This window comes from Bradyrhizobium sp. 190, assembly GCF_023073415.1.
Lineage (GTDB): Bacteria > Pseudomonadota > Alphaproteobacteria > Rhizobiales > Xanthobacteraceae > Bradyrhizobium.
The window spans coordinates 266401-280681 of record NZ_JADPJL010000012.1 but is presented as its reverse complement, the minus strand read 5'-3'; the positions used below and the strand labels follow the sequence as shown (position 1 = coordinate 280681).

The following is a 14281-nucleotide window of genomic DNA, read 5'->3' as shown; positions in this document are numbered from 1 at the left end:
ACGGCGGCAATGAGGCACCTGTTCCCGGAGTAACCCACACCCGGAAATACGCATAACACGAAGGCGTGACTGCGGCGCTTTAGCCCCGTAACGTCGATTCCGAACCGTAAAAATACGAGGAAACGTCATGGACCAGAAGACACACGACAAGGGACTTGAAATTCGCAAGGCGGTGCTGGGCGAGGCGTATGTCGACAACGCCTTGAAGAACGCCGACAGCTTCAACAAGCCGTTCCAGGAGCTGGTCACCGAATATTGCTGGGGCGCGGTGTGGGGCCGCGAGGAATTGCCGCACAAGACGCGCAGCATGCTCAATCTCGCCATGATCTCGATCCTGAACCGGCCGCACGAATTGAAGGCGCACATCAAGGGCGCGCTGACCAACGGCGTCAGCCGCGACGAGATCCGCGAGATCTTCATGCAGGTCGCGATCTATGCCGGCGTCCCCGCTGGCGTCGACAGCTTTCGCATCGCGCGCGAAGTGTTCGCGGAACTGGACAAGGGCTGAAACGCAGCCGTAACGCCACCGAAATTTCAGCTGTCATTGCGAGCGGAAACACCACCATGGAACTCGGATTCATCGGCCTCGGGAAGATGGGCTTCCCGATGGCGCGTCGCCTGATCGAGGCAAAGCACCAGCTCACCGTGTTCGATACGCGGAAAGAGGCGGCAGACAAGCTCGTCGCGATGGGCGCGCAAGTCGCCTCCTCGCCAAAGGACATCGCCGACCGCTGCGAAACCGTGCTGGCAAGCCTGCCGTCGCTGTAGGCTTCCCTTGACGTCGCAACCGGTGCCGGCGGCGTGATCGAAGGCAAGCGCGTCAGGCGCTTCGTCGATCTCTCCACCGTCGGCTCGCAGATGGCCGCCAAAATTCACGGCCTGCTGGCGGCCAAGAACATCGTGCAGATCGACAGCCCCGTCAGTGGCGGCGTCGGCGGCGCCGAAAAGGGAACGCTGGCGGTGATGGCCTCCGGCCCGCGTGCCGACTATGAGGCGGTAAAGCCCGCGCTCGACGTGATCGGAAAAGTGTTCTTCATCGGCGAAAAACCCGGCTCGGCGCAGACGATGAAACTTGCCAACAACTTCCTCTCCGCAACCGCGATGGTGGCAACGTCGGAAGCCGTGGTGATGGGCGTCAAGGCGGGACTGGATCCGGCCGTCATGATCGACGTCATCAACGCCGGCTCGGGACTCAATACGGCCAGCCGCGACAAGTTTCCGCGCGCTGTGCTGCCGCGCAGCTTCGATTTCGGCTTCGCCACCGGCTTGATGGTGAAGGACGTGCGGCTCGCGCTGGAGGAGATGAAATCGCTGGGACTGTCGATGGAAGTCGCCGAAGCCGTCGGGCGCCTGTGGGAAGTCATCATCCGCGACGAGGGCGCGGAGTCGGATTTCACTGCCGCGATCAAGCCGATCGAAAAGGCAGCGGGCGTCGTGGTCGGCGGCGCGAAAGGTGGCCACGCGGCGAAGTAGCGCTGACGCACGGCCTTTCGGGCGCTCGCCTTTCGGAAATCCCTTTTTCAACTGGCGAGCCCGCTTTTCGCGCGGCAGCTCCGGTTGACTAGCCTTAATATCGGGCTGGCAGTGCGATATCCTGGAAGAGTCTGCCCGGGCCTCGAACGGTGCCTGCCGCGGGCTGTACGCGCCAGCTTGTCCAAAGCTTCTCGTCCGATGTGCAGTACAAGAGATATTCGCCGGGGTTGCGCGACGACTCGCGCCCAGCTGCCTGGCTGCAGGCAGAGACTTTGTTTAGGGTGAGGATGTCCCTGATGTCTTGCGTAACCTCCAGCCAGGGGCCGGGAAATCGCTCCGATGGCAACAGCATCGGACGAGCATCGGCCGTGCCAAGCAGACACGTCAGACCCAACAGCGCCAGGCTGCAATGACAAGCCGCTCGGAGTGGCTTACGCGGAATTGATTCCATGATCGCTGCTCCTTTTCTGCCGTCGGCCGGTGCTCAGTTCGCCCGGACGCGTTCGGTTTCAGAAACCTAGCGCTGGCCGAGCGCTGCGGTCTCATCGACGCCGCGGGCTGCCTTTGCCAATGCCGCTTCATTGGGCCGCACGAACAAGAAGCGAGACGCCACGGGTATTTCTGCGTCGGCGCTGCCATCTCGGCCGATGAGGACTAATCCCGCTCCGCCGTTAGCCACCGTCAAAATCACAGGCTCGCCCTCCCACGTTCTGATCGGCTCCATTCCGATCAGAAATTCACCCATCGGCTGGTCAAGAAATTGGAGCCTGAGTTGCGGAGCGACCTCCGCAGCCGCAAGTCCGAAACCCAGTTGTTGAGCGCGCGCATAAATGTCCGCCAGCCGCGCAGTACCGGTCTGAAAGCCGAGTTCTGCCGCCGACACCGCAAAAAGCTCCACGTTTGTTTTCGTAGTGCCGACGGTAAAGGCCGGTCGAGCGAGAACTCCCTCAGCCGAGCCTCCGATGCTGCAGCCTGCTGCATCCAACGCGTTAAGGAGGGCAAACGAATTTGCAAACGTCCCTACTGCAATCGTTCTCCATACCGGAACCGCGAAGGCGGATTTGACTGGCATTGGCGGGGTATTGGCTGAGGGAGTTGTCTTGAGCGTCAAGTGATTCTGCAGGACGTCTCGAGCCGTACATTGAGCACTGGCTTCGCTCGCGAAGAGGACGATGCACGCGGTGCAGAGGATCGCAATGAGAGCACCGCCACTTTCCCCCCGTATAGAACAATGCAGTATGGCGTGGTAACCGCTTTTCTTGCCTGCAGTTTGGTTCATGACGACCTACTTGCGCATGTTATTGCGCGTGCAATGCAATACGACAATTCCTTCAGTATGGTTCGCGCGCTGGTTCGCAGCAGGCACGCCTGCCATTCAAAAATAAGCGTTTGGGTCTCACTGCAATCTGAGTTCTCGAACGACCAGGTTGAGAACAGCTTTCAAAGCGACTGCGGAACCGACGCGATGTCGGATCAAAGGATACTGCGGTGGCGCTTTGCGGTATGTGAAGTGGTTTACATCCGCTCAGAACGTTTCCTTGCCGGTATGTCGCTTGTTGGTACTTTTCGTACCTCGCAGGCGATGGCAGCGGTGTCCGTTGTTGAGGGAAAGCGGACCACGGCAGGGCGATGTTCGATTTCCGCCAATACCCCCGAAACCGACGTCACCGTCCCCTTCCGGTATCGCGATCTGGGCTGCTATGATGGCCTTCGGGAAGGGCAGCGGCCGTGTACCGTTGTTGTCACCAAGACAGCGGATGTGGGATGGCCAAAAATGCAATTCATCTTCGATCTGATTTGGCAGTCGCGCGGCAATCACCTCGCCGACATTGGCCAGCAGGAAGCGCAGCCGTGATCGCCGCCTCTGCAGCGATTCTCGCACTATTCAACCTGGCAATCTTCGCAGCCCACGCCCTGGACGCTTACCGGGCGCGCCAGTTATTAACTCCGCTTCCGCGTGCGGCTTCCGAAGAGGTCGGAGCCCCAGAATGAGACGAGGACCAGCGCGCAAGTCGCGAGGCCCAACAATGCCAGAATTGTTTCGAGCATCATCGAATCAACTCCCTTCTGTTGGGATTTTTGCCATACGAACGCGCCGCACTTGAGCGCGTTTAATCTGTGTGCCCGGCACCGCCGTGCGGCACATTAAAAGGAAGCCCCCAGCTTCGGGCTAAGCATCAACCGTTGGGGTCGTCCCTTGTCCCATGCCGGGCATGCCCATCCACATGGTGTCCAGCATGCGCCGAAATAAAATCTGATTCGAATCAATGTCTGTATGGAACCCGACAGTGTGACATGGTTCCAGGCTAGATGGCCCGATGATAAACTCCGCGATACCTATCGGCTCTGCTGTGATGGGTATCGCTGCGCTCCACCCGTCTTACGGGATCACAACCAGGGCGCCGGCCGGTCCATCGCGATCAGCTCCTCGACCTCGATGCGCGGGCGCACCACGGCGTACTGGTCGTCCTTGACGAGGACTTCCGGCACCAGCGCGCGCGTATTGTAGAAGCCGGACTGCACCGCGCCGTAGGCGCCGGCGGTCATGATCGCGATGAGATCGCCGGCCTTGGGCTCAGGCAGGTTGCGATCGAGGGCGAGATAGTCGCCGGTTTCGCAGACCGGACCGACGACGTCGGCCGTGATCGTTCGCATACCCTGGGCCGGCTCGCGCACCGGCAAGATGTCGTGGTGGGCTTCGTACAGCGTGGGGCGGATCAGATCGTTCATCGCGGCGTCGATGATGACGAAGTTCTTGGCCTCGCCCGGCTTCACATAGATGACGCGGGACACGAGGATGCCGGCGTTGCCGACGATCATCCGTCCAGGCTCGAACATCAGCGTGCAGCCGAGATTATGCGTCAACCGCTTGACCATCGCGGCGTAGGCCGACGGCAATGGCGGCGCTTCGCGGTCGGCGTGATAGGGGATGCCGAGCCCGCCGCCGAAATCGATATGCTCGATTCTGTGGCCGTCGGCGCGCAGCGTCTGCACGAAATCGGAAAGAATCCGGAACGCGGTCTCCATCTTGGAGAGGTCGGTGATCTGGCTGCCGATATGCATGTCGGTGCCGGTCACCTCGATGCCCGGCAGCTTTGCTGCAAGGGCATAGACTTCGCGCGCTCGCAGAATCGGAATGCCGAACTTGTTCTCGGACTTCCCGGTGGCGATCTTGGCGTGGGTGCCGGCATCGACGTCCGGATTGACCCGTATCGAAATCCGCGCGGTCTTGCCGGCCTCGACCGCGAGCTTCGACAGCAATTCCAGTTCGGGTTCGGATTCGACGTTGATGCAGAGAATGTCCGCCGCCAGCGCGGCGCGCAGTTCGGGCTCGGTCTTGCCGACGCCCGAGAAAAGAATCTTGCTCGGCGGAATCCCCGCCGCCAGCGCGCGCTTGAGTTCGCCGCCGGACACCACGTCGGCCCCGGCGCCGAGTTTGGCCAGCGTGCGCAGCACCGACTGGTTGGAATTCGCCTTCATGGCGTAGCAGACCAGCGTCTTCTCGCCGGCGAAGGCCTCGGTGAAGACGCGGTAGTGGCGCTCCAGCGTCGCCGTCGAATAGCAATAGAACGGCGTACCCACGGCATCCGCGAGTTCGGACAGGTTGACGGCCTCGGCGTGGAGCACGCCGTTGCGATAGTCGAAGTGATTCATGGCGTGCCCCGTCTCAGTCCAGCAGCGGATCGAGAACGAATTTCTTCTTGCCACCCTTGGGGGCGCTGGGGCCTGACTCGGAGCCGTAGGTCGAATTGAAGACGCCGGGCTGCGCCGCGCGCTCGGCCTCGGTATCCGACGACGTGGCCTGGGCCTGCGGCGCCGCCGCGGTCGGCGGCAAATCGAGCCCGGCCTTGCGTCCGCAGCCCCCGAGCGCGAGCGCGGTCACGCTCAGCAGGATGATGGCCCATCCCGACGATGACGGGCGGTAGTTACTGATCACGACGAAATCCCCAATGCGCGCCGCACCATACAAAGATTGCCGCAGTCTGGCGAGTGCCGATGGGCAACGGAAACCCAAGAAATTGCAGCGAAATTTTTCCCTCAGCCCAATTTTCGCTCTTTTTCCAGCCGTTTCAGCCAGGCTTTGGCCTGCGAAACCACGTTCTTCGGCGCGGTGCCGCCATAACTGGTCCGGCTCTTGACGGAGGCTTCCACCGATAGCACGCGCAGGGCATCTGCCGTGATCTTTGGCTCGACCTCCTGCATTGCCTGCAGCGGCAATTCGTGCAGCGCCACGCCCTGCTTCGAGGCGAGACCGACGATGCGCCCGGTGACGTGGTGGGCGTCCCGGAACGGCATTTTCAGCGTCCGCACCAGCCAGTCGGCAAGGTCGGTGGCGGTGGCGTAGCCCTCGCCGGCGGCGGCCTTCATCCGCGCCTCGTCCGGCACAAGATCGATGACCATGCCGGTCATCGCGCGAATCGCGAGCGAGAGCGCGGAAAACGCCTCCATCGCCCCCTGCTTGTCCTCCTGCATGTCCTTTTGATAGGCGAGCGGCAGGCCCTTCATCACGATCAGGAGACCGTTGAGCGCCCCGATCACCCGGCCGGTCTTGGCGCGCACCAGTTCGGCCGCGTCCGGATTACGCTTCTGCGGCATGATCGAGGAGCCGGTGGTGAACTTGTCGGAGAGCCGCACCAGGCCGACCAGCGGCGAGGTCCAGATCACGATTTCTTCGGCAAAGCGCGACATGTGGACGGCCGCGATCGAGGCCGCCGACAGGGTCTCCAGCACGAAGTCGCGATCCGAGACCGCGTCCAGCGAATTGCCCATGGGCCGGTCGAAGCCGAGCGCCTTGGCGGTAGCAGTGCGATCGATCGGAAACGAGGTTCCGGCCAGCGCCGCGGCGCCGAGCGGCGATTCGTTCAAGCGCTTGCGGGCATCGGCAAAACGACCGCGATCGCGCGCGGCCATCTCGACATAGGCGAGCAGATGATGCCCGAACGTGACGGGCTGCGCGGTCTGCAGATGGGTGAAGCCCGGCATCACGGTCGCGGCATGTTCCAGCGCGCGGCTGGCCAAGGCATGCTGGAAGGCGGCCAGCGCCGCATCCGTCTCGTCGATCGTGTCGCGGACATAGAGCCGGAAATCGGTCGCGACCTGGTCGTTGCGCGAACGCGCGGTGTGCAGCCGTCCCGCGGCGGGCCCGATCAGCTCGGAAAGCCGGCTCTCGACGTTCATATGGATGTCTTCGAGCGCGCGCTTGAAGTCGAACGTGCCCTTGCCGATTTCTGACAAAATCGTGTCTAGACCCCTGCCGATATTTTTCGCATCACTCGCCGTGATAATGCCTTGCGCGGCCAGCATCGCAGCGTGGGCCTTGGACGCGGCGATATCCTGGGCGTACATGTGACGATCGACGTCGATCGAGACGTTGATTTCCTCCATGATCGCATCGGGACGCTCGGTGAACCGGCCGCCCCACATCTTGTTGCTCATGACTTCTCAAGCCTTACTTCTCAAGCCTTGCCATCTATATCGTCGAACCCGAGCGAAACGCCGCGCCGGTTTCGGCCGTAACTCGACCGTAATCTTGAGCCCTGCATAGCCGTATCTGATACAGGATGACAAACGATATGCCCGAAATGTCCCCGCCCCGCCCGGCCACCAGACGCCGGATCCCGATCGCCATCGGTGCAGTGGCGGCTGTGGGCGTGATCGGATTGGGCGCGTTTTACGGGCTCGGTGGCTTCAAGCGCGGCACGGGCGGCGATCCCTCCTGTAGCGGGGCGGTCGAACTGGCCCGCAAGATCGCGCCGCTGGCGCATGGCGAGGTGGCCGCGCTGACCATGGCGACGACCGCGCTGCGGCTCCCCGACCTCGCCTTCGAGGACGCCGAGGGCAAGCCGCGAAAGCTGTCGGAATGGCGCGGCAAGACCGTGCTGGTGAATCTCTGGGCCACCTGGTGCGTGCCCTGTCGCAAGGAAATGCCGGCGCTCGACAGCCTGCAAGCCAAGCTCGGGGGCAAGGATTTCGAGGTGGTCGCCGTCAATATCGACACCCGTGATCCGGAGAAGCCGAAGAACTTCCTCAAAGAGGCCAATCTGACCCGGCTCGGCTATTTCGCCGACTCAAAAGCCAAGGTTTTTCAGGACCTTAAGGGCATAGGCAAGGCGCTGGGGATGCCGACGTCGGTGCTGGTCGACGGCCAGGGCTGCGAGATTGCCAACCTGGCGGGCCCGGCCGAATGGGCCAGTGACGACGCCATCAAGCTGATCAAGGCTGCGATGGAGCCCGTGAAGGCGGGGTCTTAGCAGGACAGATTTGTAGGGTGGGCAAAGCGAAGCGTGCCCACCAAACTACGGCTGCGTCGTGCGAGGGTGGGGCACGGCGCAAGAGCGCCTTTGCCCACCCTACAGGATGGTAAATTTCAAGCCGCAATATTGAGATTGCCGCCAACGCCGGGGGCGAGATTGGCCGTCGAGGGCGTGCCCAGCAGCGTCAGAACCGCGGCCTTCTCGGCATCCGCGTTCTGTTTGATGATCGAGGTCTGGATCTGCTGCTGCGTACCCGCCGCCTGCATCGCAAGCATGCTCGAAACCATAGCCATCATATCCATACGCAGCACTCCTCAAACCTGAGGGCACCCTACCCCGGCACCGGTTAACGAATTCTGGAGATTTCAGATTTGTGGGTGGGCAAAGTGAAGCGTGCCCACCGTTCACTTTCCGGAGTGTTGCTCGAAATGGTGGGCACGCTGCGCTTTGCCCACCTACGGGATTGGCGATGACGCCTACCGCGTCGGAACCGGCTTGTCGCCGCGATAGTCGTAGAAACCGCGCTGCGTCTTGCGGCCGAGCCAGCCGGCCTCGACATATTTCACCAGCAACGGACATGGCCGGTACTTCGAATCCGCCAGCCCCTCGTGCAGCACCTGCATGATCGACAGGCAGGTGTCGAGACCGATGAAGTCGGCGAGTTCCAAAGGCCCCATCGGGTGATGCGCGCCGAGCTTCATGGCGGCATCGATCGCCTCGACGTTTCCGACGCCCTCATAGAGCGTATAGATCGCCTCGTTGATCATCGGCAGCAGGATGCGGTTAACGATGAAGGCCGGAAAATCCTCCGATACCGCGATCTGCTTGCCGACCTTGCCGACAAATTCCTTTGCCGTTTCGAAGGTGGAATCGTCGGTGGCGATGCCGCGGATCAGCTCGACCAGTTCCATCGCCGGCACCGGATTCATGAAATGAATGCCAATGAATTTTTCCGGACGATCGGTCGAGGCGGCGAGCCGCGTGATCGAGATCGACGAGGAGTTGGTAGCGACGATCGCTTCCGGTTTCAGCACCGCGCAGAGCTCGTGAAAGATCTTGCGCTTGACCTCTTCCTTCTCGACCGCGGTCTCGATCACGAGGTCGCAGTCCGCCAAACCATCCAGCGTCTCGGTGGAGGTAATCCGGGCGAGCGCCTTTTTACGCGCGTCCTCGGTGATAGTCTGCTTGGCAACCTGGCGCGACAAATGGCCGTTGATGGTCGCCATCGCCGATTTCAGCCGTTCGTCGGAGACGTCGTTGAGCACCACGTCGAAGCCGGCGAGCGCCGCCACATGCGCAATCCCGTTGCCCATCTGGCCCGAGCCGATCACGCCGACCTTCTTGATTGTCACCGCCATCTTTTCATCCATCGGAACGGCGCGCACATCGCGCCTGTTCATCTCTGAACCTCAGATACGATATAATTGGAATCGAGGTTTCAGTCTCATCATTGGCACGTTTTCTTCACGCGAAGCTTAATTCACTTCGCTCGCAACCGCTTAAGGTAAATATCTTCCGGACGTCGCGCGTCCGGTGGAGCGGAATGACGCTGCCTCGAATCGTCATTCCGCTCTATCTTTTTGTTTCAGCATGATCTTTTCGGAAGACCGGCTTCCCCTTCTCCGGATCACGCTCCGTCCGTCGTTACTTGCCGAGCTTGCCGAGCGCTTCGGTCAGCTCAGGAACCGCCTGATAGAGGTCCGCGACCAGGCCATAATCGGCAACCTGGAAGATCGGCGCGTCTTCATCCTTGTTGATCGCAACGATCACCTTGGAATCCTTCATGCCGGCGAGATGCTGGATCGCGCCGGAGATACCGATCGCGACATATAGTTCCGGCGCCACCACCTTGCCGGTCTGGCCGACCTGCCAGTCGTTGGGCGCATAGCCGGCATCGACCGCGGCGCGCGAGGCGCCGACGCCGGCACCCAGCTTGTCGGCGAGCGGCTCGATATATTTGGCAAAATTCTCGCGGCTCTGCATGGCGCGGCCGCCGGAGACGATGATTTTTGCCGACGTCAGTTCCGGACGGTCGCTCTTCGCAACCTCCTCGCCGACAAAGCTGGAAAGGCCGGGATCGGCCGCTGCGGTAGCGTTCTCCACCGGCGCGCTGCCGCCGTCACCGGCCGCGGCAAAGGTCGAGGTCCGCACGGTGATGACCTTCTTGGCGTCCTTCGACTTCACCGTCTGGATCGCGTTACCGGCATAGATCGGCCGCTCGAAAGTATCCGGCGAGACCACCTTGATGATCTCAGACACCTGCATCACGTCGAGCAGCGCTGCGACGCGCGGCATCACGTTCTTGAAGCGCGAAGTCGCGGGCGCAACGAAGGCGTCGTAGCCGGGGGCCAACGACACGATCAGCGCAGCCAGCGGCTCGGCGAGGTCGTGGGCGTAGGCGGCATTATCGGCGAGCAGCACTTTCGTGACGCCGGCGAGCTTGGAAGCGGCATCGGCCGCGGCCTTGGCGTTTTCGCCGGCGACCAGCACATGCACGTCGGCGCCGAGCGCGGCAGCAGCCGTCAGCGCCTTGTTGGTCGCGTCCTTGATCGACGCGCTGTCGTGTTCGGCAATCAAAAGCGTCGTCATCAGAGAACCCCGGCTTCGGTCTTGAGTTTGGATACCAGCTCAGCGACGTCCTTGACCTTGACGCCTCCCTTGCGGCCCGGAGGTTCCGCCGTCTTGAGCACTTCGAGATGCGGCGTGAGATCGACGCCGTAATCGGCTGCGCTCTTGTCGTCGATCGGCTTCTTCTTCGCCTTCATGATGTTGGGCAGCGAGGCATAGCGCGGCTCATTCAGACGCAAGTCAGTAGTTACGATCGCCGGCCCCTTCAGTTTCACAGTCTGCAGGCCGCCGTCGACCTCGCGCGTGACGTTGAAATCGCTTCCGTCGACTTCGAGCTTGGAGGCGAAGGTCGCCTGCGACCATCCGAGCAGCGCCGCCAGCATCTGGCCGGTCTGGTTCGAGTCGTCGTCGATCGCCTGCTTGCCGAGAATGACGAGCCCCGGCTTTTCCGCGTCCGTCACGGCTTTCAGAATCTTCGCGACCGCCAGCGGCTCCACATTGCCTTCGGCCTTGACGAGGATGCCGCGGTCGGCGCCCATCGCAAGACCGGTCCGGATCGTCTCCGAGGCCTGCGCCGGACCGATCGACACCACCACCACCTCGGTCGCCTTGCCGGCTTCCTTCAGCCGCAGCGCTTCCTCGACGGCGATTTCGTCGAACGGATTCATCGACATCTTGACGTTGGCCAGTTCGACGCCCGTTCCGTCGCTCTTGACGCGGACCTTGACGTTGTAATCGACCACCCGCTTTACCGGCACAAGAACCTTCATCGATCCTCTTTCGCTTGAATTCTGGGTTTAATTGGCTTGCTATTAGCTAGCTATCGGCTTGGGCGCGGAACCTAAAGGTCCCGCTATCGGCGGTCAACGCGCGAACGCCAAAAATCGGCTCCCGGACAAGGCCTACCTTAACGGTTCTGACCGGGCACCCACAACACGTCTCCGGCCCCATTATCGTTCATGGCGCGGCTGGCGACGAACAGGAAATCCGACAGGCGGTTCATATACTGAATGGCGGCCTCGCTGACAGGCTCCTCCGGGTTAGCTGCGAGTTCCACCATGATCCGTTCCGCCCGGCGACATATGGTACGGGCGAGATGCAGGTATGCCGCGGCGGGGGTGCCGCCGGGCAGAACGAACGAGGTCAAGGGTGCGAGGTGCTCGTTCAGGCTGTCGATATCGCGTTCGAGCCGCTCGACCTGGCTTGAGAGCATCCGCAGCCGCTCGGCCTTGCCGTCGCGCTGGGGCACCGCGAGATCGGCGCCGAGATCGAACAGGTCGTTCTGGATCCGTCCCAGCATCGCATCGAGTTCGCGGGCCTCGCCAAGGTGCAGCCGGACCACGCCGATGGCGGCATTGGTCTCGTCCACGGTGCCATAGGCCGAGATGCGCAGATCGTATTTGGGACGGCGTTCGCCGCTGCCGAGCGCCGTGGTGCCGTCATCGCCAGTCTTGGTATAGATGCGGTTGAGTACGACCATTGGCGCGTCCCTTTTCTGTCCTTATCTGCCCATCGCCCAGACCACGACCATGGTGATGACGATGGCGATGAATTGCAGCAACACCCGAAGCCGCATCAGGTTCTGCGAGCGGCTCGGCGAGCCGCCGCGCATCATGTTGACGAGGCCGAGCAGCAGCACGATAGCCACGGCCGCAACCGCGATCGGGAGAACGATCGAACTCAGAAAGGATGCCATCGGCGCTACATAACACCGTGAAGCGTCGACTTCCACACGTTCACAATCCCTCGCACACCCCTTGCGCAACCGCTCGACGATCTGGCTTTTAAGCCAATAATATCAGATGCTAACCCAAGCTTTGAGACCGGATCGCCGTACTCTGATCGAGGTGAGATGTGAGGCTCATTCGCTACGTCTACCTCGTCGTGATGGAGGCGTTCTATACGTTCCTCGCTGATGACGGCTGGGCGATCGCGAGCCACATCGCGCTGTCGACGTTGATGGCCCTGTTCCCGTTCCTGATCGTGCTGACGTCGCTGGCCGGCTTTTTCGGCTCCAAGGAGCTTGCCGATGGAGCGGTGGGACTGTTGCTGCAGACCTGGCCGCAGCAGGTCGCGGACGCGCTGTCGGGCGAAATCCACGACGTCCTGACCACGACGCGCGGCGACATCCTGACCGTCGGCGCGGTGCTGGCGGTCTATTTCGCCTCCAACGGCGTCGAGGCGGTGCGGGTTGCGCTGAACCGCGCCTATTCGGTGGTCGAGCCGCGGGCGTGGTACTGGCTGCGGCTGGAATCGATCGGCTATACGCTGGTCGCCGCCTTCACCTCGCTCGCCATGGCGTTCCTGATCGTGCTCGGTCCGCTGATCCTGGAAACGGCACGCCGCCACATTCCGTTCTTTGTCGAGTCCAATGAAAGCCTGCTCAATTTCGCCCGCTACGGCATCACCATCACGGCGATGATCGTGGCGCTGTTCGTCCTGCATGCCTGGCTGCCCTGCGGCCGCCGAAGTTTTCTGCAGATCCTTCCGGGCATCGTCTTTACGATGGTGGCGTCCCTGATCTCGGGCATCGTTTTCGGCCAGTATCTGGCGCGCTTCGCCAGCAACTACGTGACGATGTATGCGGGGCTTGCCTCGGTCATCATCGCGCTGGTGTTTCTGTATTTCATTGCCGCGATTTTCGTCTACGGCGGCGAACTGAATGCGGCCATCATGAAGTCGCGATTGCCGAAGGGGATGTCGCTTCATGCAGCGCAGTCGCCAGGGCGCGCGGAGACACAGGCTTGACCAGAAAGATGTCGGCGCCGGCGGCGCGTGATGCCGCCTCGTCCTCGCTGCGGCCGGATATGCCGATGATCGGAATGCGCCCGAGCGGCGGCTGAAGCGCGCGAATGCGCGTGATCGCTTCGATACCGTTGATCCCCGGCAGGACCATGTCCATCAGCACCGCATCGAATGCGCCGTGCGCGATCCGCCCGGGCGCCGCCTCGCCCTGGCCGATGAACTCGGCCTGATGACCAAGCTCGGTCAGGATCGCGTTGAGGACGACGCGGCCGAACGGATTGTCCTCGACGCTGAGCAGGCGCAACGGCCGCGGCGAGCCGATCGATATCTCGCCATTGGCGCCGGACGCTGCCGTCACCACGTCCTTTGCCGGTGACATCACGACATTGAAGGTAAAGATGGTGCCGCCGCCATGGCGTTGCGTCACGGTGACGTCGCCGCCCATGGCGCGCGCCAGTTGCTTGACCGACGACAATCCGAGCCCGGCGCCGCCGAAGCGCGATGCAATGGAGACATTGGCCTGCGAAAACGGCCGGAACAGGCGTTTGATCTCGCTCAGCGTGAGGCCGATCCCGCTGTCGGAGACCTCGAATGCAACGGCAACCCTGCCTTTCGCGCTGCGCAGGGGCGTGACCTGGAGGGCGACACTGCCCTGTTCGGTGAATTTCACGGCATTGTCGATCAGGTTCTCCACCGCGGCGCGCAGGCGGACCGGATCGCCGATCGCAAATCCCGGCAGTTCTTCAGAAATAACAACTGACGACTGCAGGCCTTTCGCCGCCGCACGCCCGGTCAACGAATCGCCGGCATTGCGCGCGAGCGTTCGCAGGTCGAAGAAGTCCTGCCGCACCTCGAGCCCGGGACCGCCGCTGCGTGCCGCATCGACGAACAGAGTCGCAAGGCTCGCCAGATGTTCCGCGCCGGCCTTGATGGTGTCGACCCAGCGCCGCTCGCGCTCATCGAGTTCAGAAGTCGCGAGCAGATTGCTGATCGCCAGAATGCCCGTGAGCGGCGTGCGGACCTCGTGTGCGAACGCTGCCAGCGCGGACTCGACCATACCGGAGACAGCGACGGCGGATTTGCGGCTACCGCGCACTTTTGCCGCGGCGCTGGATACGCGCTTTTTCGCTGGCCGCTTCTTTACTGGCCGTGTGATGCGCCGTGAGCGCCGCTTCGCCGCCATGGTCCCCCTTCCTCTGCCGCACCCAGCATGACACGCGACGGCGGCCGATGTCACGGAG

The 14281-nt window shown here is 62.3% G+C and carries 15 protein-coding genes and 1 pseudogene; 5 read left to right on the top strand and 11 right to left on the bottom strand.

The genetic code is table 11. The features are described 5' to 3' along the window. Window positions 1-127 precede the first annotated feature (127 nt). Complete coding sequence (locus IVB22_RS10420) at window positions 128-508, top strand: carboxymuconolactone decarboxylase family protein (RefSeq protein WP_247517239.1); 381 nt, start codon at window positions 128-130, stop codon at window positions 506-508. Window positions 509-564: 56 nt separating this feature from the next. Next, window positions 565-1473 (top strand): annotated as a pseudogene (locus IVB22_RS10415) (NAD(P)-dependent oxidoreductase). A gap of 517 nt (window positions 1474-1990) precedes the next feature. Here IVB22_RS10415 and IVB22_RS10410 read toward each other — a convergent pair. After that, a complete protein-coding gene (locus tag IVB22_RS10410) occupies window positions 1991-2584 on the bottom strand; it encodes a hypothetical protein (protein WP_308200376.1) in 594 nt (197 codons plus the stop codon). On the opposite strand from IVB22_RS10410, the gene IVB22_RS10405 reads away from it, so the two are divergent. Further along, a complete protein-coding gene (locus IVB22_RS10405; protein ID WP_247517892.1) occupies window positions 2585-3328 on the top strand; it encodes a hypothetical protein in 744 nt (247 codons plus the stop codon). It abuts the gene before it with no gap. Between the two features lie 533 nt (window positions 3329-3861). On the opposite strand, the gene lysA is transcribed toward IVB22_RS10405, so the two are convergent. The 3 genes from lysA to argH form a co-directional block, all read right to left on the bottom strand. Then, window positions 3862-5127, bottom strand: a complete 1266-nt coding sequence (lysA, locus tag IVB22_RS10400) for a diaminopimelate decarboxylase (protein ID WP_247517238.1) — start codon at window positions 5125-5127, stop codon at window positions 3862-3864. A gap of 13 nt (window positions 5128-5140) precedes the next feature. Further along, complete coding sequence (locus IVB22_RS10395; RefSeq protein ID WP_247517237.1) at window positions 5141-5410, bottom strand: lipoprotein; 270 nt, start codon at window positions 5408-5410, stop codon at window positions 5141-5143. A gap of 101 nt (window positions 5411-5511) precedes the next feature. Then, entirely contained in the window at window positions 5512-6909 is a 1398-nt protein-coding gene (gene argH / locus IVB22_RS10390; protein WP_247517236.1) for an argininosuccinate lyase, read from the bottom strand. Between the two features lie 137 nt (window positions 6910-7046). Between argH and IVB22_RS10385 the strand changes: the two genes are divergently transcribed. Next, window positions 7047-7724: a TlpA disulfide reductase family protein gene (locus IVB22_RS10385; protein ID WP_374207503.1), complete on the top strand. Its 678-nt coding sequence runs from the start codon at window positions 7047-7049 to the stop codon at window positions 7722-7724. A 116-nt stretch (window positions 7725-7840) separates the two neighbouring features. Here IVB22_RS10385 and IVB22_RS10380 read toward each other — a convergent pair whose 3' ends face one another. The 6 genes from IVB22_RS10380 to IVB22_RS10355 form a co-directional block, all read right to left on the bottom strand. Next, entirely contained in the window at window positions 7841-8029 is a 189-nt protein-coding gene (locus IVB22_RS10380; RefSeq protein WP_247517234.1) for a putative motility protein, read from the bottom strand. A gap of 174 nt (window positions 8030-8203) precedes the next feature. Beyond that, entirely contained in the window at window positions 8204-9085 is an 882-nt protein-coding gene (locus IVB22_RS10375; protein WP_247517852.1) for a 3-hydroxybutyryl-CoA dehydrogenase, read from the bottom strand. Window positions 9086-9371: 286 nt separating this feature from the next. Further along, on the bottom strand, window positions 9372-10316 hold the full coding sequence (locus IVB22_RS10370; protein WP_247517233.1) for an electron transfer flavoprotein subunit alpha/FixB family protein: 945 nt from the start codon (window positions 10314-10316) through the stop codon (window positions 9372-9374). Further along, window positions 10316-11065 carry an electron transfer flavoprotein subunit beta/FixA family protein gene (locus IVB22_RS10365; protein ID WP_247517232.1) on the bottom strand — a complete coding sequence of 250 codons (750 nt, stop codon included), beginning with the start codon at window positions 11063-11065 and terminating at the stop codon, window positions 10316-10318. Before IVB22_RS10365 ends, IVB22_RS10370 begins: the two co-directional genes overlap by 1 nt. A gap of 137 nt (window positions 11066-11202) precedes the next feature. Then, window positions 11203-11775 (bottom strand): cob(I)yrinic acid a,c-diamide adenosyltransferase, encoded by a 573-nt coding sequence (locus tag IVB22_RS10360; protein ID WP_247517231.1) that lies wholly within the window; start codon window positions 11773-11775, stop codon window positions 11203-11205. 21 nt (window positions 11776-11796) lie between these two features. Beyond that, window positions 11797-11991, bottom strand: a complete 195-nt coding sequence (locus tag IVB22_RS10355) for a twin transmembrane helix small protein (protein ID WP_247517230.1) — start codon at window positions 11989-11991, stop codon at window positions 11797-11799. 191 nt (window positions 11992-12182) lie between these two features. Here IVB22_RS10355 and IVB22_RS10350 point away from each other — a divergent pair, with 191 nt between their 5' ends. Further along, window positions 12183-13043, top strand: coding sequence for a YihY/virulence factor BrkB family protein (locus IVB22_RS10350; RefSeq protein WP_249805159.1), 861 nt, complete (start codon window positions 12183-12185; stop codon window positions 13041-13043). Here the strand turns inward: IVB22_RS10350 and IVB22_RS10345 are convergent. After that, window positions 12967-14223 (bottom strand): ATP-binding protein, encoded by a 1257-nt coding sequence (locus tag IVB22_RS10345; protein ID WP_247517228.1) that lies wholly within the window; start codon window positions 14221-14223, stop codon window positions 12967-12969. The two genes, IVB22_RS10350 and IVB22_RS10345, sit on opposite strands and share 77 nt — an antisense overlap. Window positions 14224-14281 lie beyond the last annotated feature (58 nt).